The following is a 23,578-nucleotide window of genomic DNA, read 5'->3' as shown; positions in this document are numbered from 1 at the left end:
GCAAATAATGCACCTGAAACAAACAAATTTATCACCTCAACCCCACAACATGCCTGCTACAGTTACGTATGCGGACCGCCCAACGCTCCCCGAACAATGGTGCATCGCGCTAAAGATGTGTGAGCGTGGGGACTATAGGGCATAACCCGCCTAGCGAGATAGTTCCAAAATATGCACTTACCCCACAACCACCTACCATACAAAACTCAGGCACAAATGGAAACTTCCTCCCCATAGCACGCATCCGCTTTTTCCTTAATCTCCTTAGCAGACTTTTCTGTAAAGGTACCGGATACTATCTTTTCCTTCACAAGCGCTGATAGATACTCGGAAGTTCTTATGTTATACTTCACATCTTCAGGGAGAGCGTTATATCTCTCAGTGCTGTCAACGATCCTTTCGTAGTGCACCTGGCTTTTTTCGTATGCACGGGTGAGTTTTCGAAGCGTGCGGTCCTGCCTTTTTCTCGAATTGCCGCGTTCACCCACAACCGTGGAGCAGCACCCAAGAGTACTGAGAACAATGAATGAGGCAACAATAGCCGCAACCACGGGATCTGGGATGCTAATCCCAGCGGTGTGCACACCAAATCCGAAAAGTTGCTTTAACGCGTATAGCAGGAGAGCGGAGCCTATGGCTACACCCAGAACCACTTTGCAAACCGCAGATGCTGCCGCACCAACTGTGACACACGTACCATGATTTGCGGGCGGAAACCACCCCTCAGGAATTTTTGTATCAATAGAATCCAAAACGCAGAGTAAAGAGAAATGGTCAGCTATCCTGCTTTTCATTATGGATTGCTTCACTGCAATGTTTTCAAGCTCTGCCCTTAATCTTTCACATTCGCTTATAGTCTCACTATCCTCACGCGCGCAAAAATATTGTGCACAAAACACAGCGGTTAGCGCGGCAGTGCATGTGGTCACCACACATTGTGTTATCAGGCCACTCCTTCTAGATCCTAGCATCCTTACACCCCGCTCAGTAACTTATGTAGCAAAAGCAGTTATAGCTTTTCAAAAAGACATACTGGTTCTGGCATTAAGGTTCAAGAACAAAGTTTCCCAAAAGCAGAATACTAAATTATGCTCTTGTGCAGCAAGATAGCAGTCAAGTAGCCTTCCACGTGAGACGAGTCAAGCCCCTCGCTCGGCAATTAAGCAACGCCAGCACAACCCCCAGCATGGCATGGAGTGAAAATCCCACAGCTTTTATTTCTTGAGAAGATGTGTCAGTAGGAGCATAGCAAAGGAAGAGATGATGATCATTGGCCCTGGAAACGTGTCAAACTTCGCAGCACACAACAATCCCAGAATGCCCGACACCGCGGAAATCACGACAGAAATGATAACCATCTGCACCGGAGTTTTGGAAATCAACTTAGCCCCTGAGGCTGGTATCGTCAAAAACGACGTAATGAGCAGTATCCCAACTGAGCGCGAGAACAGCACAATCACAAGTGCGGACACCACCAGAATTTCCGTTTTTATCTGGCCCGCCCTAATACCTGCAGATAGTGAGAGATCACGACTTACAGAAACAGCCACCCAATACCGCCATCGCCAGACAAGCACAACTATGCCGATTATAGCAATCACCGCCATCTCAAACAGGTCGCTCTTACCCACCATAAGAACATCGCCAAACAGCGAATGTATGACACGCTCACCGGACGATGGTACCAACGATAGTAAGATCATGCTCAGCGACATAACCACACTGGTCATGATGTTCAAAATGGTGTCTATAGCATGGATCCTGTCCATAGCTAAGGAGATGATAAGTGCAAGCAGTATAGCAACCACAAATACACCAAGAGACATGTGCACCTCTAACAGAAGCGCAATCCCCACTCCAAGAAGTGATGAGTGCGCTATGCTGTCGCCCATGTAAGAAAGCCTATTCCAGATCATAACTGAGCCCAACGGTGCGGTAATCAGGCTTGCAGTCAGGATCGCAAGAATCCCGTTAATAAAAAAATCTTCGAAGATAATATTGGACATCGCAATTACAGCGGAAAAAGCAGAATGGCGCAGACGTTCTCGCTTTCGTGTAGCAGAACGTTGTACGTATCACAAGCTGCAGTCATAGACATAACTTCGTAACGAACACCTGAATGCTGTAGACGAGAGGAAAGGACGCGTGAAAACCGCTCAAAACCCCTACCAACCCCTATAGGTACCATTCTAAAGCCACCCTGTACATACGAAAGCACAGCCTCAGCGCCACCGGAAAGCTCCAGCTGATGCGGAAGCGCTACAACGCTGCGGGGAAACACCACAGAAGGGCCACGATAAACCTCCCCCTGGATGACAAAGCACTCACCATCGCAACTATCTATGGCATTCACTGAGGGAGACAAAACCGCAACCCCTTGATGAAGACACTCTAGCCAACTGAAAACAGTCTGTAAGCAACTATGCGCACCTCACACCCTAAATCTTGGCCCTTCTTGTGCAAAAGATCACGAATTTTTGTGCTACCATCCATTATGAACGTCTGTTCCAGCAGCACCATGTCTTCAAAAAACTTTTGCATTCTCCCATCTACTATTTTGCCTGCAACAGACTCCGGCTTACCAAGCGCTTCCACTTGTTTCGCCACTATCGCCCTTTCCCGCTCAACAAGATCGCTGCTCAGGGTCTCAACAGAAATTGACTCTGGTTTAGCCGCAACAACGTGCATAGCCAGCTGCCTAGCGAACTCCAGCAACGCCTCAGTTTGCTCAGTGGTGGCTTCCAGGACAACTAGAGCACCAGCTCTTCCAATACCCTCACCTACAGCACCATGTATGTAGCTTCCAACAACCCCAGAGCCGTCGAGCTCTAAAAAGCCTATTCCGCTCAAGACAATATGCTCACCAAGAACGGCAGCGGCATTCACTACTTCATCAGCAACGCTTACACCAGATCCACCATCGTAAGAAGATGCAGAAAAGCCTGAAAGGTCCTCCGCCCCGTGTTTGAGTAGGCCGCTAACAAGTTCTGCAGCGAGGGAGCGGAATTTCTCATTACGCGCGACAAAATCGGTCTCCGAACCCAGCTTCAGTATGGCCCCTTTATTACCCTCAACACGCACTGCAACCAACCCATCAGCCGCATCTCTGTGTGACTTTTTATAAGCCTTGGACAGCCCTTTCTCCCTCAGGTACACCTTTGCCTTTTCCATGTCACCAGAGCAGGTTTCCAGAGCCTCTTTGCAATCACCCAGACCCGCACCCGTAATCTGACGCAGCTCCCTTATAGCTTCAACACCAACTTTCATCACCTACCTCATATAACTAACAGGAGAGCACACGCGTCATTCTGAAGCCGCATTATCGGTAACTTCAGGATCCGGCAATGCACCATCCGCAGCAGACACGTCAACACCTGGCTCATTGCTTAACAATGCGGCACTCTCGGGTGCGCCAGAATCGGTATCGGGAACAATCTCACCCGCACCAAGCATTTCATCTGCAGACGGACGGTCAGCAGCCGCTGCCCCACCATTAGGCTCCGCAACATCGCCTTCCCCGGCAGCAGCGGCTCTAGCAGCGGCAACATTTACCCCAGAGCCTGCCAAATCCGAGCGTATGGCTTCCAGAATTGTTTTCGACACAGCACGACAAAAAAAGTCTATGGATCGCACGGAGTCATCGTTCCCTGGAATGGGGTAATCCACACCGCTAGGATCAGAGTTCGTATCAAGCACGGCCACTACTGGAATCCTGAGCTTGTTGGCTTCCCTAATGGCTATGTGCTCCTTGTTAGTGTCAATGACAAACAGAGCGTGTGGCAGCCCGCCCATCTCGCGTATACCACCCAGCGATCTTTCCAACTTACCTCTCTGCTTATCAAGCATCAGAAGCTCCTTCTTTGTAAATTGCCCCTCATTGTTGCTTATCAGCTTTTCAAACTCTACCAAGCGCCTGATAGAAGAGGAAACAGTCTCCCAATTTGTTAACATTCCACCAAGCCATCTGTGGTTTACATAATACTGACCACACCGAGTGGCCTCTTCGGCGATCATGTTCGAAGCCTGAACTTTAGTACCAACAAAGAGCACCCTACCCCTTTTCAGCACCACATCGTAAAGCACAGACAGAGCATCCCTCAGGAGCACCAGAGTTTTCCTTAGATCTATTACGTGAATGTCTTTATACTTGTGCACCCCATATATGTACGGAGCCATAGCCGGATTCCAGCGCCCAGCTTTGTGTCCAAGATGTACCCCAGCCTCAACGAGATCGCGGATACTAAATTCAGGCAGATTACCCATCACTACTCCAAAACTACTACAACAGTTAAACCTCCATAGCCCAACCCGCATACACGGGACCATTGTACGGCTATGTGCGAAATGGCACGCCACCAGCGTCAGAAAAACACCGGCCCTCAATGCTAGCAGGCACTCCGCCCTTTATCAAGGAATATGTTTAAGATCGAAATAGCCGCCCAAAAGGCAATATGTCTCATGCAATGGTAATCCAGCTATGGAAGAGTACGAACCCTGAATCCAAGAAATCAGTGCCCCGGCAAGGCCCTGTATGCCATACCCCCCGGCTTTCCCTCTCCATTGCCCGGAGCTTATGTAATACTCTATCTCACCCTTAGACATACTCTTAAACTTGACGACGCTAACAACACTTCTCTCGTGCACCATACCACCAGGAGAACGCAGGCACACAGCAGTACAGACTCGATGTCTCCTACCAGAGAGCATTTCAAGATACCTCACAGCGCAGTCCTCACTCTCAGTCTTAGAGAGCACTCTCTTGCCGCAATAGGCAACTGTATCTGCACCAAGAACGAATTTATCAGACCTCAAGGCTGCCACTGTATCCGCTTTGCTCCTTGCCATGCGCATGCAATACCGTCTGGGCAACTCCCCCCTAAGTAGGCTTTCATCAACGTTGGGGGATACAACCTCGCCGGGCACAACACCAATCTGCTCCAACAGAGCCAGCCGGTACTTCGAAGAAGAAGCAAGCACCAGGCCGTCTATCTTCAGCATTCCCTGTTCCTGAGCCTGCTAACAACCCGTCCCTTACCCATGCTGCCATCCTTGCTTATGCCATAAGAGCTCACCTCAACCATAACGCGGTCGTGCATTAGGATACGTATTTTGCTCTTGCGTATCCTACCAGAAGCATGTGCCATAACCTCACAACCATCGCTCAATCTGACAATAAACACGGCATCCCGGAGCAACTTTGTGACCACGCCCTCAACCCTTACTACCCCCTCCTTAGTTTTCACCATACACCAGAAAAAATCACATGGCCGACATTGTAAAATATACACAGCACCATTGCAATTAGTTTCAAAACCCCTTCCTAAGGTCACAGATTAACCTCTGTGCCAACCGTTACGTACTCGTGACCGCGCGCTATAAGGCTGACATCATCAGGAACACCAGAAACCCAGAGCTGACCTCCCAAATCGTCAACTATCTCCACCTCAAAAAATTGCACCGTGTTATCGACGAGAGCTTTGACACCGACCGCGCCAGTGTCATCCAAACTTAAGGAAGAAGAAGAAATTTTATGCGTCTTGAACTTGCCAATAGGAACCCTGACTGAAGCAGCCATCCCTTCAGTCACAAAGACCCCGCTTTTATTGTCGGCCAAGACCTCAATCATGTACGTCTTAGTACCAGGAGATGCAATTCTTCCTACAAAAGCAATGCTGCCGCGCAACACCTCGCCGCTACCCAAAACAACATCGGCAGGACCATGAAGCTTCAGCTTCGATATACTCTTTTCTGAAACATGGGAGACGACTCTTAAGCGGTCAAAACTTGCGATCTGCGCAATGGTCTGCCCACTATTAACAAAGCTTCCTGCTTGGGGAACAATCTTGCCAATTATCCCCGAAAACGGAGCTCTAATGCGTGTGTTCCGCAGCTCTATCTGAGCATGTTTCAAGTCGGCAGCGGCCGCCATAAGCGCAACCAGTGCTGCGTTGTCTTGGGCTTCGGATCTATAGCCAGTACTGCTCAGGGACTCTGACGCGTCGCGCTCAAGCTGCCTCTGCTTCAGCAAAGCCTCAGCTTGCCTCAGCCTCTCTACCCTGCCGCATTCTTCAATCTCGAGGATAACCTGCCCACTTTCAACTTTGCTGCCACTCCTGGCAATTACCCGCTCCACCTTGCCACTAACCTCAGACATAATGTCCATAAACTCTGAGGCATGAACCTCCCCAGTCAAATGCATCACAAATTCTCTGTCTTCTGCACGCAGTTTCTCGACCCTTATGATCGCAGGCAGCTTTTGAAAACCTGAAATAATATCGTGCTCAGCCGCGCTAGGTATAACCAACCCGCTTAGAAGCCACAGAGCGCACACGACCAGCAGACAACCTGAAAGCTTGTAGCGCAACTTGAGGTGCACAATCACCTGCAGCAGGTTGCGCAACGCACTGCTAACCTTTCCTGAAGCAAGCAATTTCGCACGCATCTCTAAAGACCTCGTTTACATCTGGGTGAGAGTGACATATGTGGCAAATGTCCCTGGAAGAAGCCCGATAGCCAAGAGCAACAACCGCCTCGTTTATCATTGTATCAGCATAAGTGCCCACAATGTGCACCCCAAGGATGGTATCTGTGCGCTTACACGAAACGACCTTAACAAATCCCTCGCTCTCACCAGTAACTCTCGCGCGCCCGTTGGCAGCAAAGCTGCTCTTACCCACCTTATAGTCATATCCAATATCCTTAACGTAGTCCTCGCTCCGACCAACGGAGGCAACTGCAGGGTGCGTGTATATCACCGCCGGAATAACGCCGTAGTCCACACTCGAGGTACCACCCGCAATAAGCTCGGCGACCGCGTGTCCCTCAACCTCAGCCTTGTGAGCCAACATCGCACCACCAATCACATCTCCTATTGCAAAAATCCCCTTTATACTGGTCTCATATCTGCCATCTACCGAGACAAAACCCCTATCGTCCAGCACCAATCCGTCTATAGCAACAGCCCCATCAACATTTGGCCTACGACCCACTGCCACAAGAACCTTGTCAACCTCTACAGCTGATACTGCACCACCAGAAAGGGATTCACAGCTCACAGCCAGTTTGCCCCCTTTCTTCTCAGACACGGAAACCACTTTGTGTGACAGCATAAAATTGATGCCCTGTTTTTTCAAGTGGCTCAACAGCGCTTTGCTAACTTCGGAATCAAAACCCGGGGCGATGCAATCCGCATATTCAACAACAGTAACTTCCGCTCCCAGCCTGCTCCACACCGAAGACATTTCGAGCCCTATGGCCCCACCCCCTATGACAAGCAGTTTGCCCGGAACGTCCATGCCCAACGCCCCATCAGAGGACAAAATCCTGACTTCATCAATGTCGATGCCACGTAAAGAGGCTGGAAGGGAACCCGTGGCAAGCACAACATTCTTGGCAGATAGTTTATCATCCGTAGGCGCTCCTCCACGCCTTACAACAATCTCAAAACCATCACCCATGGCGCGAGTCACAGTTGCGGCCCCACACAGCCTCTCTATCCCAGCAGAAGAAAACAGGCTGCCTATACCAGAGCCAAGTGCGTTTATTTCCCTGTCTCGCACTTCAAACATTTTGCGCAGGTCAAACTTTACATTGCTGGCCGTAACCCCAAAATCCTTGAAAATATCCCTGACCGCGTGATATTTGTAGGAATAGTCCAGCAAGGCCTTTGATGGAATACATCCAACTCTGAGGCAGGTGCCCCCAAGCAGCGAGTTGTTGTCTATACTTGCAACCTTGAGGCCGAGCTTCGCAGCCTTGAGCGCGCATTTGTACCCACCTGGCCCTGCACCAATAACAGCAACGTCGTAATCACATGCACCCATACGACACCTACGAAAGCACCATTAATCCTTGCTTCCCCGCAGAAGCGTATGCCATACCCTCTGACAACACAAAAGAGCGGGCAAAAGACCCGGGAATCTTGTACGATTCTTCAACGGCGCCAGAAAGCGCATTTACTCCAAGAAGCCGGCCATTTTTCCCCAGAAGCCATAACTTGCCTCCAGCAAGCACTGGGGAGTTCCACCTACCGCTTCCCCCAATCTTGCCAAGATTAAGCGTCCACAGTTGTGTTTTGCTTTCCGGATCAAAAGCGACCAACCCGCCGTCTCTGGTCAAGGCAAAGATGCCTACCTTCTCCACGCCAAGGACGTCATACACTTCCACATCGGCAGACCACAACTTTTTTCCCGAGGATAGCGCCACGCTCTCCAAAACTCCAGAATCGCCCACCAACAGTACCTCCCTCGCAACCACCACCGGAGAGATCACGCTGCGCCCGATCACGCCTAAATCCCTTTTCTCAAGGTTAGCTTCCCAAACCTTATCCCCGCTGTAAGCATCGAGGCACAGCACTCTACCATCGGGCGAAAGCATAATGACTGCGCGCTTCTTACGAGAATAAGCAACCGACAGCGGACCTCTCACCCGTATGTCAGAGGCACCAATCTCCTCGTGGTGCCACAGCAACCCACCATCAGCCACATTGAAGACGTAGAGGTAATTGTCTATAACCAGAGCCGCAACAGCCCTACCATCGTGCAGAGCGACAAGATCCCCGCTCAAAGAGTTGCGAAGTGCCTTTTTCCATTTTATCCGCCCGTCTTTGGGATCCACACCGTACAGTAGATTATCAACAGCACACAACAAAGTCCCATCAGAGTACAGTACGCTGCCAGAGTACACATTGCCGGCACCTTCCGCCAAGTCTACATGCCACGCTATTCCACCAGCATCCCCATCGCTAAGCGCAACCAATCTACCGCGCCCATCCAGAACAACGAGGAGGTCATCCACAACAACAGGCGGCAACACAGCATCGTAGATGCCAACAAAGTTGCGCACCCGAGAGAACGTCTGGTCAGTCTCAGGTGCAACAAAGGATGCGGAAAGACCCCAAGTTCGCTCGGAAACGGCCAACTGCTTTACGGAACCGGCCAACACCGCACGACCATGTAACAGGCAAACAAACACCAAAACAACAGCTAGCAGCCGCATACAAACACAACAAATGATAAAGAACCGTGTTCATGATCTGACAACTTGTACAAAAAATCAATCAATTTGTTGACTGCCATATCGCACCTAAGCGCCGCTTAACACCACACGAAAACTTCCTACGTGCCACATATGTGCGCATCTTCCACACAACAATAAATTGGGTATAACCATCACACTGTCGCGCAAAGTGCTGGTGCAAGCTTAGTGTGCGCACGTTACCACGGCGTACAACTCCCCTCCCCATTTAAGGTGCTGCGCACTCTAGATATTGTTAGTATAATCCCCCAAGGACGCGGTTCCACCATAGGTCTTATATAATGCAAAAAGTGGCTATAGTCGGGCTCCCGAACGTGGGTAAGTCTACTATTTTCAACAGGTTAGTGAGGAGCAAGTCAGCCATAGTCAGCAATGTTGCCCACGTCACCAGAGACAGAAAGGAAGGTGTGGCGAACTTTTGCGGGTTGCAGTTTGTTGCCATAGACACAGGCGGGGTAGGTGCCGGCACCGGCATGCAAGCGCTGGTCACCGAGCAGGTTGAGCTTGCCTTGGAATGCACAGATGTGGTTCTATTCGTTGTAGACGCCAAAAAGGGCACAGATGCCGAAGATACAGACTTTGCAAAGTGGCTTAGAAAAAGAACATCGAAACCGGTCATCCTGGTGGTAAACAAGTGCGAAAGCAACAAGAGCTGTGCTCTTATAGATGATATGGAGTATCTGGACTTTTTAGGGCCCGTGTACATCTCGGCCGAACATAACCTGGGCATGCCAGACTTGTATGAGGTTATGTCACCCCTATTTGAGGGCGAACATAGGCAAAAGACTCGTGAGAAGGCTATCACAATCTCAATAATCGGTCAGCCAAATGTCGGTAAGTCGACATTCATGAACAGTATTTTGGGAGAGAAAAGGGTCATTACCGATGGCACCGCAGGCACAACTCGTGATTCAATCAGCGCGGAATATTGCTACAAAGGGGTCAGGCTCCTACTCACTGACACTGCAGGAATCCGCAAAAGGGCGAAAGTCACAGAAAATATGGAAAAACTTTCCATAAAATCGGCCACGGATGCTATATCAAGGTCTAGTGTTGTTGTGCTTATGGTCGATTTTACGCTCGGAATAAATCAACAGGATCTTTTCATAGCTGATACCGCCATCAGGGAAGGAAAAGGAATAGTGGTCGTTTTAAACAAGTCAGACCTAATAGATGACAAGGCAGTTGAAGAAGAGATATTGCAGGCGATAAGGCGGCACAGTAGGGTGGATTTTGACGTACCCATTATGAAAATTTCCGCGCTACGAGGCACCGGGTGCAGCAAAGTTCTGGACAGGGCAATAGAGCTGCATAAGTCTGCAAGCAGTAGAATCAGCACCGCACAACTCAACAGATGGCTCAATGTCGCGCTGGAGCACCACGCCCCTCACCTGCAGAACAACAGAAAGGTTAGATTGAAATATATAACCCAAGTGTCTGCATTACCGCCAACTTTCGTAGTGTCGGCAAATACGACACATATTGAGGATAGCTATTTGCAGTATCTCAAGAATAGCTTTATCAGAAACTTTTCGATGCAGGGCGTGCCAATCAGGCTTATCGTAAGAAAGAGCCATAACCCGTATTCAGGCAAGTGAGGACCCTGGCAGCTCCCTAAGGCGCCGGACTACCAACCACACAAATGCAGTTAGTCCTGGCCAACTGCAACCCGTAGTGTAGCCGGCACACCTACGTGCCCATCATTCCGGCATCAGCAGGGAACTTCCCGTCATCTCGTCTGGTTTCGCTATCTCCATGAGCTCCAAAATCGTCGGGGCAACATCGCACAACCTGCCATCAACGAGGCCAAAGCGCTTGTCACAATTACACAGCACCAGGGGCACCGTGTTAGATGTGTGCGCGGTAAACGGAGTGCCACGCATATCAAACATTTTTTCGGCATTTCCGTGATCAGCAGTTATCAACATAGTTGCACCAGCCTTCTTCGCGGCGTTGAACACCATTTGCAAACACGCATCAATCACAGATATCGCCTTCTTTACGGCTTCGAGGTTTCCAGTATGTCCTACCATATCCGCATTGGCATAATTTACCACAATCAGGGAATATTGCCTGGATTCAATGCGCTCCACCAAAACTTCTGTCATCGGGAATGCAGACATCTCTGGCTGAAGATCGTAAGTACTGACCTGAGGTGAGGGAATGATGACTCTATCCTCCCCGGGAAATGGTTCTTCTTTGCCTCCGCTGAAGAAGAACGTCACATGTGCGTATTTTTCAGTCTCCGCAATCCTGAGCTGCTTAAGTCCGCACTTAGAAACAACCTCCCCCAAAGTGTTGCATATATTCCTGGGTGGGAACAGGGACGGCACCTGAATTTTTTCCGAATAGCGGACCATGCCGAGAATGTTGGAAACCTCCTGCGATCTGTGCAGGATCATACTCAAAATTTGCACGATCCTGTCGCTTCTAAAATTAGTGAGCAATATTCCATCCTTCGGGGAAAACCCCTGGTAGTCACCGATAACAGACGGTACCAAAAACTCATCAGAGATTCCTTCGCTGTAACTGCTCTCAATGGCGGTCATGGCGTCTCTATACCTTGGCCCCCGCGCCAGAGCGATGGCCTCATAAGCCTTTTCGGTCCTGTCTAGCCTATGGTCCCTGTCCATGGCATAGTAGCGACCACTTATAGTCGCTATGCTGATGTCATATGAGTGCACAGCGTCGTTCAAAGCCGTCACGTGCTTTTTTGCCGAACGAGGGGAAACATCACGCCCATCTAGGAACGCGTGTATCAGAACTTTGATGCGTAGTTCCGCAAGGACCCGTGCAAGCTTGGTTATATGATCTTGCAATCCGTGCACCCCCCCATCGGAGAGTAAACCCATTATATGGCATACCCCGCACCCATTCTTGATCGCTTCAGCGAATTGCAGTAGGTACGGATTGCTGTGAATCTCGCCGATTTCCGCGTTGATCCTCTGAAGATCTTGCAGCACCACCCTGCCAGCACCGAGGCTTATGTGCCCAACTTCAGAATTCCCAACCTGAGCTGCAGGAAGCCCCACATCCTCACCACTGGCAGACAAGCTGCTGCGTGGACATCCGGAAACTACAGACTCCCAAAAAGGCTTGCGGGCAGCATGTATGGCATCACACTCATCACCGTTACCATTGCCCCATCCATCGAGTATGCAGAGTACAACCGCGCTGCCCGACATACACTTTATTTGAGCTAAAAGAAAAACAGGGCCAATTCTACAATACCTTACGCGCCATAGCAAATAACTATCGTCTGCGCACCAACGCCGCAACTTCTAAGTTGAAAATTTCGCACCCCTACCCCTGCTGCACGGTGTAGCCATCTGTACAAACTATATACGAATAAACCGGGTGTCGCATCAGTGGTTGTACCATATGAACATAACACCAGAAAATGCATATTAAAATCTACAAATAACCCGTTAACTTTTGTCAGGTTTTGTACTACAATACCGGGGTTTTTGTTTTCGTTACTAGCCATGATATATGGCCGTCATGATGCAGTGCTGGTGCTGTCGGATGGTCGCCACTTTTTCGGTACATCCCTGGGAAAAAGGCAAGACTGCGTAGGTGAGGTGTGCTTCACTACAGGGTTCACTGGCTATCAATATACCATAACTGACCCGTCATTTGCCGGGCAGATAGTGGTTTTTTCCTTTCCGCATATAGGAAATGTAGGCGTCAATAGCAGAGATTTCGAATGTGAGCATGTACTTGCAAGGGGGATAGTAGTCAGGGAAATGTCCCACGCGTCTCACGTATCTTCATTGGCTGACCTAAACTCCTGGATGGAAGCCAGCGGAGTTAGCGGAATATCGGGAGTTGATACCCGGGCACTTACCTTGCATTTGCGTGAGCACGGTTCGCAAAACGGGGTAATACACTGCTTTGACGACCCGGATCTGCTAGATTTACAGAAGTTGAAAAGCGCTGCCATGGCGCCCACAGTGCCCACTGTAGCCACTGAACTCCCTCATTTAAAGAGTCATCAGGTTTCGCATACCGGTTTGAGGATCTGTGTCATAGATGTAGGAGCAAAGCGTGGAATAATGCAGACGTTATCTACCCTTGGATGCGCTATACACGTTGTAGCGGCAAGGGACGATTTCGTGACGCAAATTATGGATTTGCGCCCACAGGGGATAGTAATCTCCAACGGTCCTGGTGACCCTCACGCCGTCCCAACTGACACAATAGAACAGTTGCGCGTCCTACTGCAGCAAGGAATACCAATGCTCGGGATATGTCTAGGACACCAACTACTAGCTATTGCCATAGGGGCAAAAACCGTCAAAATGCGGCACGGCCACCGGGGAAGCAACCATCCGGTATACAACGTTGCAACCAAGGCTGTTGAGGTAACCAGCCAAAACCATGGGTTTGCCGTAGACGCGCAGACTTTACCAGAAAATGCAGAAGTCACCCATATATCATTGTTCGATGGCACAATAGAGGGCATGAAATTGCTAGATCGCCCGGTACTTTCTGTGCAGTATCACCCAGAAGGGCACCCCGGTCCGCATGACTCGCATTATATATTCAGAGATTTCGTAAACCTTGCTAGAGCCTACAGATGGTGATATTCAGACCGCGGGTCGCTGCGCCACTTGCAGTTCTGGCATATAAGTTGCGAACGCACTGCACCCAGTAATGCCCACATGGCATTCGTGCAAGAAATCGCGCGCCTTGGACGCTAAACTGTGCACGTATTCGCCTCTAGAGCCAACTATCGGTGTGGCTCCCCGGACGCTTGACAGCCTCGATTGTAGGCTGTACAACAAAACCACAGCGTGTGCCGCGGCTATTGCGGGGTCATGCTGCGTAGTCGCAGTGGCGGCTTCTTTCGTCGGGGTTTTATGCTTGGTAATGTCGAAGTAATTCTGGCTCGGCCGCGCGGGTTCTGTGCGGGCGTAGAAAGGGCAGTACGCACTCTTGAAAGTGTTGCTAGCAGGTACGCCGGAACCAGAGAAGTGTACGCGCTACACGAGATTGTGCACAACCTCCACGTTGTAAACAGCTTCAAAAAAATGGGTGTAAAGTTCGTTAGTGCACTACATGAAGTGCCGGAGGGGGCGGTTTTGGTGTTCAGTGCACATGGTGTATCTCAGCAGGTCAAGGAGGAGTCTAGGCGCAAGGGGCTCACGGTAGTTGATGCAACCTGCCCCCTGGTCACTAAGGTACACCTGGAAATACAGCGGTACGACAAAAGCGGGTATCAAGTCATACTAGTGGGGCATAAGGGACACAGGGAAGTGGAAGGCAGCATGGGGCAGGTATCTAACCCAGTGGTTCTTGTACAGAACGTTCAAGATGTACAGAGTATTAAAATCCCCAGCGCAGCCAAGCTCGCATACGTAACCCAGACAACGCTCAGCATGGATGACACCGCGGAGATAATCAGTGCTCTAAAACTCAGGTTCCCCCGAATAGTGGGGCCGGACTTACGCGACATATGCTATGCAACCCAGAACAGACAAACAGCGGTCAAGGCCATGTCACAAATGGTGGATGTTGTGCTCGCGATAGGCAGCAAGAACAGCTCCAACTCTAATCGCCTGTTAGACTTGGCAAAGGCTCAAAATGCCAGGGCCTATCTCATAGACTCATACAGAAACATAGATCTGGAGTGGTTGATTGGCGCACGCAGAATTGGAATCACTGCAGGTGCTTCCGCCCCGGAAATTCTGGTACAGGAGGTTATTGACTATTTAGGCTTGCACGCAAACCTGAAGGTGCGCACCATGGACGGGGTCAGCGAAAATATCACTTTCAAACTGCCCGAGCTTGATTAGCCAAGCGTCAAGGCATTTTGTGTCACCTTATGTCTTATCGCAGGCAGCACCCTGCACGCGCATTCGCAACCTGTAATCCCCCACCCAACTGTATGGTACCGCAGCCACAGTTAGATTTTCATACGTGATTTGTATCTGCTGGCACTTGATTATTCACGGGAAAAACAGTAGGATCGCCGAAGATTCGGAGGTCGTGGGGTTGTGTTGAAAGTCAAGATTTTGAGGCTCGCCTCAGGGTATGGGTTGCCCTTGCCGTCTTATGCCACTCCCAAAAGTGCGGGGTTGGATTTGTATGCCGCGGTTGACAGCAAACTGGTGGTGCACCCGGGTGGCAGGTGTGCGGTGAAGACTGGTGTGGCCCTGGAATTACCCGACGGGTATGAGGCACAAATAAGATCGAGGTCCGGTCTTGCTGCCAACTTTGGTATTTGTGTGTTGAATGCGCCGGGAACCATAGATTCTGACTACCGGGGGGAGATAACCGTGGTGCTATCGAACTTTGGTAGCGAGGATTATGTAATCAGCCGCGGTGACAGGGTTGCACAGATGGTGATAGCTCCGGTAGAGCGAGTAGAGTGGGAAGAGGTAAGCAGCATAACGGCTACCAGCCGTGGAGATGGGGGGTTTGGTTCTACGGGAACGTAAGGCGCGCACCGCTGGTCGGCGGAGGGTATATTACCCCCAGTAGGCTTAGGTCGCGTGTTCTGGGCACTCAAGCAGGTGTTTGACGACCAGCGATAGCTTGGTCGCGAACGAACCCTTAACCAGCACACCATCTCCCGGCTTGATAATGCGCTCTAGATGTGCAAGCGCTTCTCCATGGTCGGCAAAATGCCCTCCGCTCAGGTGCTGCGGTAGAACATCGTACAGCGCCAGAATGTGGCTTCCCACCGTGTATACTACGTCTATGTTGCTGTGCATTATGCGCTCAAGTAAGCCTCTGTGGTAGTGGCAGCTGCCGCTGCCCAGCTCGAGCATATCACCAAGTATTGCCACTCTTCGAAGGACGCGGGCGTGGTTCAGGTTACTGAGGTTCTCTATGGCCGCAACCATAGATAGCGGGTTTGCGTTGTACGCATCATCCAGCAGGACAATTTCTCTGCCTTTGAAAGTGGTAACATGCACCTTACCCCTCCCTTCCAGCGGAACGAATTCTTCCATGGCCCCCCGGGCTTGTGTAAGATCGATCGAAAAAGCACGGCCCACAGCAGCCGTTATAGCAACTGAATACGCCAGGTGCCTAGCACCACTTTTCAAGTTGCACTGTAACTCCTCACCAAAACACCTTAAAGTTATGGAGTTACTTGGTTCCTCACGTCTGAAAATCTGCACATCAGCCCCTGCACCCACACCAAAACTTATGATGCGCGCACAATAGCTTTCGGCCACGGCACGCATTTTGGCATAGTATTCACTATCGAAGTTCAGCACAGCAATGGCCCCATCTTTGACGTGGTTAAACACCTCCAATTTTGCGGCGAGAACGCCCTCAACAGATTCAAAAAACTCCAAATGTGCCGGGCCCACGTTGGTAATCACTGCAACATCTGGCCTCGCAATACGCGATAGGGCATCCACCTCCCCGGGAGAATTCATGCCCATCTCGAGCACAACAAACTCTGCATCTTCCGTCAAATTTGCGGCATATAGGGGCATCCCTATAAGATTATTATAGTTCGCCTCGTTGTAATACACCTTACCATATTTGGATAGGGCCCCGCTCAGAACATACTTCGTGGTGGTTTTGCCTGCACTGCCAGTGATCGCTATAACCTTGGCGCGCGTATCCCTCAGGCGCATAGTCGCAATATCGTGCAATGCTTGCAAAGTGTCTTTCACCGCAACTAAAGGCCCACAATCCGCGGTCGGGACGTATGCCTCATCCACAACAGCGGCTACGGCACCTTTGCTGAATGCCTCCGGGACGAAGCAGTGTCCATCAAAGTTTTTACCCTTGATTGCAACAAATATATCCCCGGGGCGCAAGGTCCTGGTGTCTATAGATATCCTACCGAGCGACGTCCAGTCTTTTCCAAGGCACAGCCCGCGAACTGCAGCCCCCATGGATTTGGCGCACCACATATGCCGAGACAATAACACAAGCGCACATGCATACCACAACTATAACGACGAAACAAGTAGGGGTGCCACGTGAGCAACACCGGGCGGCCGGGCACTGAAACGTGTGCGCGTTTAAGGTAACTGGCACAGTTAAAGCGCGCCGCGCACTCCCTACACGCCATAATGCAGCACAGAAAGTGATTACCTCCCGCCGCAAAGGGGGATAAAATTTCCGAAGGCTGAGAGTGGAGTCTTATGTGCCAAACAACGAAGCAAAATTCCCCGAGAACATATCATACGGATCCATGGGAGGACCGACTTTTTCTACTGTCATTTCCGAACTCGGTGGCGGAAAAGAGCAGCGCAAAGTTAACTGGACGCATTCGCGCAATAGGTATAACGTGGCGTACAATACCGCATCCAGCGATCAGTGCAGTGCATTGATTAGCTTTTTCTATGCACACAGGGGAAAGGCCTTACCCTTCAGATTCAAAGACTGGTCTGATTACACAGCAACTGGGCAAAATATCGGAGTGGGTGATGGCAAAAGCCTGAATTTTCAGCTGGTCAAGCGCTACCACGCGGGACAATATTCCTATGTACGCAAGATTAGCAGACCGGTAGTTGGTACCGTTAAAGTATCTTTAGGTGAGGTATCGCAGGAATACGAGAGGGACTATAGCGTAGACTACAATAGCGGAGTCGTCACGTTCGCTGTGCCACCAGCACATAATGCAACCATCCACGCGGACTTTGAGTTTGATGTACTAGTCAGATTCGATACCGACTTTCTCGCTTTTGCGCTTGAAGCACACGGCAACTACGGGTGCCACGGCGTGTCATTAGTGGAAGTCAGCGAATAGCTATCCACCCAGGCCTATTGAGAAGACCCACCCAGACCGTCCAGTTCGGTCCTCAAGACCGACAATTCAGCCTCAATATTCTGCTTGTCGGTCTCTGTAACGTTGGGCGAATCTAAAGCTTTTTGCAGCTCCACAATCCTCTCCTGAAGCGCGGACATTTGCTTCCTGCGCTCCTCCTGCTGCTGTCTCTTGGAAGCCCCACCAGACCCTGTGTGCTTACCTGTTGACTGACTTGCACTCGCCACTTTGCCACCAATCTCCGGACGGTGCGAGCCAAGCGCAGCGAGTGTTACATCCGCTTCTGTACCCGCTGCCGCAGCGTCAACAGCATCTTCAAATTCGTCATCCACAACCTCTTCTGCACCAGTTGCCTGAGCATCTCGATCATCATCGGTCACCTCCTGTGCTATACCAACTTCAGGCTCAGGTTGCTGCTCATCGAGTGCCATTGCACCTTGAGCTTCACCACCCTTAGCTTCACCATCCGCAACCTCTTCTGCACCAGCTGCCTGAGCGTCTCGATCATCAGTAGCTTCTTGTATCGCACCAGCCTCCTGCTCCGCCTCTTCATGACTAGCCGCATCATCAGTAGCTTCTGGTGTTACACCAACTTCAGGTTCTGGTTGCTCATCAAGTGCCATTGCACCTTGAGCCTCACCACCCTCAGTTTCATCTGCTCCATAATGCCCAGCAAACACATCTGTTTGATCACCAGCATCTTGGTCCTCGCCACTGAGAACCTCATCTACATCTTTACTAGCTGTAGCTTCCGCCCACGCACGTTCACTGTCTATCGCACTGTACTCGACGTCATACTCCAAGTCACCCCTATCGGTGTGCTCTTGAACGTCAGCATCTTGGTCTTCACCACCTCCAGCTTCACCATCAGCAACCTCTTCTACACCAGTTGCCTGAGCATCTTGACCATCAGTAGCTTCTGGTGCTACACCAACTCCAGGCTCAGGTTGCTCATCAGGTGCCACCGCACCCCGATCTTCACTACCCTCAGTTTCATCTGCCCCATAATGCGCACCAGTTGCCTGAGCATCTTGTTGCGGATCTACTACAGCCTGCTGCTGGACAAGCTCAGATATCAAACCCTCTTCCAGATCCTCGAGATCGTAAGTTTTAACCTCGTGTCCAAGAATCTCGCTTAGATCATTACCTTCTTCCTCTGCTATCCTGCCACTGTATGCCTGGCGTACTGCAGCCTCCACGCGCGAGCCAAGCTCCTCTCCGGAACCAAGACCTTCCCCTACTCCGGTATCTCCCTCAGACTCCTTCTTGCTGGTGTACGCCTTATATACCTCAGCCCCAACTTGCAGGCCAGATTCCTTGGCATCCACATAATCGTCCCCTTGAACGCCACCGTAACCGAGCTCTTCCCCTTCGTATCCATCCTCTTCTCGCCCTCCTCTGCCGGGTTTTTTGCCACCTTCCGAGCGCGATGCGCCTCTGCCGCCACTCTTGTCAGATTTCTTGAGATATAACCCCTGATCATCAGCTTCCTCTTCAGACGCAGCCTGAGCTGCAGCCAACTCTTCTACAACCCCTTCACCATCTGCGGGCACGTCTTGAGGTACACTAATAGCTTCACCCTCATCCGGCTGCTGATCAATCTCCTGCAGTTCTTCACCCTGCACATCAGCTTTCTCTTCAGACGCAGCCTGAGCTGCTGCCAACTCTCCTATAGCCGCATCTTCGCCATCTGCGGGCACGTCTTGAGGTACACTAGTAGCTTCACTCTCATCCGGCTGCTGATCAATCTCCTGCAGTTCCTCACCCTGCGCTGCAGCCAACTCTGCTACAGCATCCTCGTCATCTGCGAGCATGTCTTGAGGCACACTAGTAGCTTCACTCTCATCCGGCTGCTGATCAATCTCCTGCAGTTCTTCACCCTGCACATCAGCTTTCTCTTCAGACGCAGCCTGAGCTGCTGCCAACTCTCCTATAGCCGCATCTTCGCCATCTGCGGGCACGTCTTGAGGTACACTAGTAGCTTCACTCTCATCCGGCTGCTGATCAATCTCCTGCAGTTCCTCACCCTGCGCTGCAGCCAACTCTGCTACAGCATCCTCGTCATCTGCGAGCATGTCTTGAGGCACACTAGTAGCTTCACTCTCATCCGGCTGCTGATCAATCTCCTGCAGTTCTTCACCCTGCACATCAGCTTTCTCTTCAGACGCAGCCTGAGCTGCTGCCAACTCTCCTATAGCCGCCTCTTCGCCATCCACGAGCACATCCTCAAAACCGTCGGCAGAGGCTCTGGAAGGATCTTCTGCTTCGGGTTGAACCAGTACCTCATCCGGTTCTCCTATACCCTCATACTGCTCACCCACTACTCCACGCAGGACACCAGCCTCAGAACCCTGGGGCTGCTCTGCAGAACCGTCGGATTCACCATCAACAACATCGGGTGCCCGTAAAGCATCGTCAACCATTCCGGAAATACCCGTCCTCGCGGACTCATCACTATCATGAGCAACATCCGCATCTGCGCCCTGTTCCTCACCCCTCCATTCATATCCAGAATCCGTAGGACGCGCACTGACATCTACCCCCGCAGCATCAGGAGCCTCCGCATCGCGCCGAGCGAGGGCATGCCCAACCAGTCCTGAAAAGTCAACACTACCTGAAGGCGTAACAAAATTTGCAAGCTCAGGAACTTCATCAGGCCTTTCATTGGCCATTGCAGTAATCTCGCTTCTGAGCTTATTCATGTCTGCGTCTATCTTGTCCCGAGCCTCTGGATCTTCCGCGTTAGCACGCAATGCACCTAAACCGTGAAGCGTATCAACTGCATCCCAGAAATTGTCTTTATTGACGTGCAACTTTCCGTCGCTATCAAACAGCCTTTGGCTCGTATTATCAGTGTTCTGCCCACCATCCTGCAAATCCGGCCTCACAAACGGATTTGAATCGTCATCCTTTTGCGCAGGGGCATATTCACTGGGCTTGTGCTTCTCAACCCCAACAGTAAGCGCATGCAAGCTGCTCAAAAATGCTGCTCTGTCCTGAGTAATATTGTGTATCAATCCCTCAGTCTCAGAACCCGTAATACGGCCCAGCGCGTGTTTGCCCATATATTTCATCGCATCCAATGGCGAGTACCCCAAATGGGCGCCAACCCACGCTCTAGCGTAGTCAAATCTGGGAGAAATTGATCGCATTGAGTATAGATCTTCTTCAGTATACGAGGAAGTCAGCGCACTGGAAAGCGACCTCACGCCGTGGGCAGCCGTGCCAAGCACTCCACCAACTATCGGCACCCTCTTCAGCAAATTCTCCGGCACCTTGGCAGCAGAAGAAGCCAAATCCCCGGCTTTTACCCTCATCAAAACTCTTAATCCGTCTATACCCCTATCTATACGATCTATGAACGTACCAACAACAGGGATGTGAGAAAATATTCTGACAAACCCTTCGCTGTACATTGATCCTACAGTTCTCGACAGTATGCTACCACCAGCGAGCACAACAGCGACATTCTGTACAAAGGCCCTCATTTGCCATACAAGAAACGCCACCAGGATGAGCCCAAACACCTCAGGCCACATTACTATGTAACCCTTCTTGAGGTCCTTGATTATGTTATAATCGTGCTGCTTCTCGAGCTTCTCGGCACTCGTGGGATTCAGTACTCTATTGCGACTTATGATATTCTCAGTTAATACTTTGACCAACGCCTCTTTGAATTTAGGATCCTCGTATTTCAGCTTGACGTCCTTCTTGTTTTTTGTGTCTTCTTCCTCTCTCTTCTTGATCACATCAAGAAACTGACTTTGTGCTGTACTCGTCACGGTCTTATCCTGCACACGCTTTTCCAGCTCACCTTGTATCTTGTTCACTAATCTGGCAGTTGACGTGCCACGCGCACTGGCAATGAGAGAATTCGTCATGGAAGCCAGAGGCTTCAGTGTATCTTCTTTCTTAATCAGAGATACCCCACCAGGAGGCGCAGAACTCTCGGAATCCGGATCCAGGAATGGGAAGTCCACATAACGAAAATCCTCGTCTTTGTGATCAGGGGGGACTTTGATAACAGCACCGCCACCGGTAAACGTATATCGTGCAGAAGTGCCAGAGTCGCCCTGCTCGCTCTTACTTGAATCTCCGCTCCACCCGATGCGCATAGGATCATACTTCTGCCCAGGAGTCCATTCGTAGTATTTCTGATCTATAATCCTATGCCCAAGCGCGTACAACTTGATGTGCACCACCTCATTGTAGCAAGCGGTAAAGCCGAAAATCCTATAGTAGTAGTGCATTATTAGCGAGCCAAACATCGCAATTAGGGTGAACATCAGTATCGCTTGCATGGAGAAGCTAATACACTGCGTCAACCAGCCATCAAAAAGGCTCCTAAACCTGGAAAAAACGATACCAACAAACATTATGGGCATTAGCGCGATTAGGAAGGTAATCCCCACAAATGCAGTAAGGTAAATTACGAATCCGTACAGGCACAGGGCTACGTAGCAAATTACTGATATTATGATTATCAGCAACGCAAATATGGAAGAGAAATCTGCCATGATGAGCGCTCTGGCTTTGGCTTCCCATACAACGGTGGAGAATATTCTTTCCCCAATCATAACGTCCATAAATTTAAATGGCGCATCGGCTTTGAATTCCTCCTTGGCGGCGTAGCTATTAACCAGCGCTATAATCTGGTCAACGCCTTTTGTGAACAGCTGAAGCAGATTATCATGGAAGAACTCCCAACTACCAGGAGATACCAGCAGTATTACCAGGATAATCTTAAATATTCGAACCATCGCGTCGGCAAGGGGGGCTCGCACCATCCCCAACAGGTACGCCAGAGCAGAAATAACCAAAAATAAGGTCATAACTGCAAACGTGAAGTTCCTAAACCCTGGATTTTTTACAATATTGCTGAATATCTGCTCCCCAGCCTTGTTCAGCTGGGCCCTAACCAACTTTCTCACATACTCAAATACTTCAACACCTTTGCCGTTGATTACACCTTGCTTGAACTCCAAACTATAACCACCAGCGTTGTCGTAATAGTAATTGTCTAATATTTTTACATAAATTTTCCATCCCCTTTTCAGCTCAACAGTCTTGCAGTCACTACCAAATATTTTCCCGTTGGAGTGGTAAGAGGCCTTTCCGTCTTGGGATTCATCTGCAGCCTCATGCCCTAAGTGAGTTGTCGGAGACACGGGGTACTCTATCAGATCAAGGGTAGAGTTCGGATCTGGATCCTCCGGACGCTTGAACAGGAGGTACGCACCATACCCTTTGTTCAGCCAGCACGGCCTACCGTACTGCCCCTTGTTGGTGTCATCAGTTGCTGGTATATGATGACAGTTAAGTTTACAGTCGCCCGCGGTACGCTCACGCTTCTCGTAAGGGCCACATACTCTTTCTATATCAACAACGGAGTCGTAAAACTCGTCAGTGGGGTCCACCGGTCTTGATATTCCGGTATTCACCGCCAGCGGTGAGCTGTGTTTTTCGCCATTCTTTGCCCAGGGGACCCACGCCCCCTCTATACCGGCAACTATCTCGTTCCCGTCAGTAATAAACCCCGTATCCTTCCATCGAACTACATGCTTGTTTGCCCCAGGAGTGCTAGCGTTACCTATCTGTCCATCACCAGCTTTGAACGCTTCTACATTACCTGGGCCATAGTAGGCCGACACGGAAGCGGTGGTACTACTGCTGAAGTTGTCCGCAGACACGCAACGGGGGAATGGCACCTCAGTTATGCATGATGTAACAAGCAAGCACATCAGCGGCAGCATCAGGAATTTATTCACAGCTGACCTTGCAATAGTAACCATGCTCCCCAGA

Annotated in this window: 18 protein-coding genes; 5 read left to right on the top strand and 13 right to left on the bottom strand. The window is 50.4% G+C overall.

Annotated elements, in window-relative coordinates; genetic code table 11:
- Positions 1 to 206: 206 nt before the first annotated feature.
- The 10 genes from ACIS_RS02335 to ACIS_RS02290 form a co-directional block, all read right to left on the bottom strand.
- Positions 207 to 971: a hypothetical protein gene (locus tag ACIS_RS02335; RefSeq protein WP_012880627.1), complete on the bottom strand. Its 765-nt coding sequence runs from the start codon at positions 969 to 971 to the stop codon at positions 207 to 209.
- Positions 972 to 1,214: 243 nt separating this feature from the next.
- The gene (locus ACIS_RS02330; protein ID WP_012880626.1) at positions 1,215 to 2,006 is read right to left on the bottom strand and encodes a metal ABC transporter permease; all 792 of its coding nucleotides are present in this window, start codon (positions 2,004 to 2,006) and stop codon (positions 1,215 to 1,217) included.
- Positions 2,007 to 2,011: 5 nt separating this feature from the next.
- On the bottom strand, positions 2,012 to 2,365 hold the full coding sequence (locus tag ACIS_RS02325) for an Mth938-like domain-containing protein (RefSeq protein WP_012880625.1): 354 nt from the start codon (positions 2,363 to 2,365) through the stop codon (positions 2,012 to 2,014).
- Positions 2,366 to 2,391: 26 nt separating this feature from the next.
- Positions 2,392 to 3,267: a translation elongation factor Ts gene (gene tsf, locus ACIS_RS02320; RefSeq protein WP_012880624.1), complete on the bottom strand. Its 876-nt coding sequence runs from the start codon at positions 3,265 to 3,267 to the stop codon at positions 2,392 to 2,394.
- Between the two features lie 36 nt (positions 3,268 to 3,303).
- Positions 3,304 to 4,263 carry a 30S ribosomal protein S2 gene (rpsB, locus tag ACIS_RS02315; protein WP_041651446.1) on the bottom strand — a complete coding sequence of 320 codons (960 nt, stop codon included), beginning with the start codon at positions 4,261 to 4,263 and terminating at the stop codon, positions 3,304 to 3,306.
- 144 nt (positions 4,264 to 4,407) lie between these two features.
- Positions 4,408 to 4,998 carry a Maf family nucleotide pyrophosphatase gene (locus ACIS_RS02310; RefSeq protein ID WP_012880622.1) on the bottom strand — a complete coding sequence of 197 codons (591 nt, stop codon included), beginning with the start codon at positions 4,996 to 4,998 and terminating at the stop codon, positions 4,408 to 4,410.
- Entirely contained in the window at positions 4,992 to 5,243 is a 252-nt protein-coding gene (infA, locus tag ACIS_RS02305) for a translation initiation factor IF-1 (protein WP_049756288.1), read from the bottom strand. Before infA ends, ACIS_RS02310 begins: the two co-directional genes overlap by 7 nt.
- 83 nt (positions 5,244 to 5,326) lie before the next feature.
- On the bottom strand, positions 5,327 to 6,442 hold the full coding sequence (locus ACIS_RS02300; protein ID WP_012880620.1) for an efflux RND transporter periplasmic adaptor subunit: 1,116 nt from the start codon (positions 6,440 to 6,442) through the stop codon (positions 5,327 to 5,329).
- Entirely contained in the window at positions 6,408 to 7,823 is a 1,416-nt protein-coding gene (gene lpdA / locus ACIS_RS02295) for a dihydrolipoyl dehydrogenase (RefSeq protein WP_012880619.1), read from the bottom strand. Before lpdA ends, ACIS_RS02300 begins: the two co-directional genes overlap by 35 nt.
- A gap of 7 nt (positions 7,824 to 7,830) precedes the next feature.
- Positions 7,831 to 8,997: a PQQ-like beta-propeller repeat protein gene (locus tag ACIS_RS02290; RefSeq protein WP_012880618.1), complete on the bottom strand. Its 1,167-nt coding sequence runs from the start codon at positions 8,995 to 8,997 to the stop codon at positions 7,831 to 7,833.
- A gap of 320 nt (positions 8,998 to 9,317) precedes the next feature.
- Between ACIS_RS02290 and der the strand changes: the two genes are divergently transcribed.
- Positions 9,318 to 10,634 carry a ribosome biogenesis GTPase Der gene (gene der / locus ACIS_RS02280; protein ID WP_012880617.1) on the top strand — a complete coding sequence of 439 codons (1,317 nt, stop codon included), beginning with the start codon at positions 9,318 to 9,320 and terminating at the stop codon, positions 10,632 to 10,634.
- Between the two features lie 102 nt (positions 10,635 to 10,736).
- Here der and gpmI read toward each other — a convergent pair whose 3' ends face one another.
- Complete coding sequence (gene gpmI, locus ACIS_RS02275) at positions 10,737 to 12,221, bottom strand: 2,3-bisphosphoglycerate-independent phosphoglycerate mutase (protein ID WP_012880616.1); 1,485 nt, start codon at positions 12,219 to 12,221, stop codon at positions 10,737 to 10,739.
- A gap of 300 nt (positions 12,222 to 12,521) precedes the next feature.
- Here gpmI and carA point away from each other — a divergent pair, with 300 nt between their 5' ends.
- The 3 genes from carA to dut all read left to right on the top strand — a co-directional run bounded on the left by carA (position 12,522) and on the right by dut (position 15,479).
- Complete coding sequence (carA, locus tag ACIS_RS02265) at positions 12,522 to 13,622, top strand: glutamine-hydrolyzing carbamoyl-phosphate synthase small subunit (protein WP_011114438.1); 1,101 nt, start codon at positions 12,522 to 12,524, stop codon at positions 13,620 to 13,622.
- 234 nt (positions 13,623 to 13,856) lie between these two features.
- Positions 13,857 to 14,834, top strand: a complete 978-nt coding sequence (ispH, locus tag ACIS_RS02260; protein WP_081440557.1) for a 4-hydroxy-3-methylbut-2-enyl diphosphate reductase — start codon at positions 13,857 to 13,859, stop codon at positions 14,832 to 14,834.
- A 201-nt stretch (positions 14,835 to 15,035) separates the two neighbouring features.
- On the top strand, positions 15,036 to 15,479 hold the full coding sequence (gene dut, locus ACIS_RS02255) for a dUTP diphosphatase (RefSeq protein ID WP_012880614.1): 444 nt from the start codon (positions 15,036 to 15,038) through the stop codon (positions 15,477 to 15,479).
- A gap of 45 nt (positions 15,480 to 15,524) precedes the next feature.
- On the opposite strand, the gene ACIS_RS02250 is transcribed toward dut, so the two are convergent.
- A complete protein-coding gene (locus tag ACIS_RS02250) occupies positions 15,525 to 16,898 on the bottom strand; it encodes a UDP-N-acetylmuramoyl-tripeptide--D-alanyl-D-alanine ligase (RefSeq protein ID WP_238523318.1) in 1,374 nt (457 codons plus the stop codon).
- Positions 16,899 to 17,140: 242 nt separating this feature from the next.
- Here ACIS_RS02250 and ACIS_RS02245 point away from each other — a divergent pair, with 242 nt between their 5' ends.
- Positions 17,141 to 17,758, top strand: a complete 618-nt coding sequence (locus tag ACIS_RS02245; protein ID WP_010264990.1) for a DUF2460 domain-containing protein — start codon at positions 17,141 to 17,143, stop codon at positions 17,756 to 17,758.
- Between the two features lie 14 nt (positions 17,759 to 17,772).
- Here the strand turns inward: ACIS_RS02245 and ACIS_RS02240 are convergent, their stop codons facing one another.
- Positions 17,773 to 23,568 carry a type IV secretion system protein gene (locus ACIS_RS02240; protein ID WP_012880612.1) on the bottom strand — a complete coding sequence of 1,932 codons (5,796 nt, stop codon included), beginning with the start codon at positions 23,566 to 23,568 and terminating at the stop codon, positions 17,773 to 17,775.
- Positions 23,569 to 23,578: the final 10 nt, after the last annotated feature.

The sequence above is a fragment of the Anaplasma centrale str. Israel genome (assembly GCF_000024505.1).
GTDB classification, from domain to species: domain Bacteria; phylum Pseudomonadota; class Alphaproteobacteria; order Rickettsiales; family Anaplasmataceae; genus Anaplasma; species Anaplasma centrale.
The sequence above is the reverse complement of the archived record's forward strand: the minus strand, read 5'-3'. Positions and strand labels throughout refer to the sequence as shown.

What these genes read in the sequence shown, in the direction of transcription:
- ACIS_RS02335 (WP_012880627.1), bottom strand. Translation starts at nt 971, where the DNA reads ATGCTAGGATCTAGAAGGAGTGGCCTGATAACACAATGTGTGGTGACC.
- der (WP_012880617.1), top strand. Translation starts at nt 9,318, where the DNA reads ATGCAAAAAGTGGCTATAGTCGGGCTCCCGAACGTGGGTAAGTCTACT.
- rpsB (WP_041651446.1), bottom strand. Translation starts at nt 4,263, where the DNA reads ATGGGTAATCTGCCTGAATTTAGTATCCGCGATCTCGTTGAGGCTGGG.
- tsf (WP_012880624.1), bottom strand. Translation starts at nt 3,267, where the DNA reads ATGAAAGTTGGTGTTGAAGCTATAAGGGAGCTGCGTCAGATTACGGGT.
- ACIS_RS02250 (WP_238523318.1), bottom strand. Translation starts at nt 16,898, where the DNA reads ATGGGGGCTGCAGTTCGCGGGCTGTGCCTTGGAAAAGACTGGACGTCG.
- ACIS_RS02300 (WP_012880620.1), bottom strand. Translation starts at nt 6,442, where the DNA reads ATGCGTGCGAAATTGCTTGCTTCAGGAAAGGTTAGCAGTGCGTTGCGC.
- ACIS_RS02330 (WP_012880626.1), bottom strand. Translation starts at nt 2,006, where the DNA reads ATGTCCAATATTATCTTCGAAGATTTTTTTATTAACGGGATTCTTGCG.
- ACIS_RS02240 (WP_012880612.1), bottom strand. Translation starts at nt 23,568, where the DNA reads ATGGTTACTATTGCAAGGTCAGCTGTGAATAAATTCCTGATGCTGCCG.
- lpdA (WP_012880619.1), bottom strand. Translation starts at nt 7,823, where the DNA reads ATGGGTGCATGTGATTACGACGTTGCTGTTATTGGTGCAGGGCCAGGT.
- carA (WP_011114438.1), top strand. Translation starts at nt 12,522, where the DNA reads ATGATATATGGCCGTCATGATGCAGTGCTGGTGCTGTCGGATGGTCGC.
- ACIS_RS02290 (WP_012880618.1), bottom strand. Translation starts at nt 8,997, where the DNA reads ATGCGGCTGCTAGCTGTTGTTTTGGTGTTTGTTTGCCTGTTACATGGT.
- ACIS_RS02310 (WP_012880622.1), bottom strand. Translation starts at nt 4,998, where the DNA reads ATGCTGAAGATAGACGGCCTGGTGCTTGCTTCTTCTTCGAAGTACCGG.
- gpmI (WP_012880616.1), bottom strand. Translation starts at nt 12,221, where the DNA reads ATGTCGGGCAGCGCGGTTGTACTCTGCATACTCGATGGATGGGGCAAT.
- ispH (WP_081440557.1), top strand. Translation starts at nt 13,857, where the DNA reads ATGCTGCGTAGTCGCAGTGGCGGCTTCTTTCGTCGGGGTTTTATGCTT.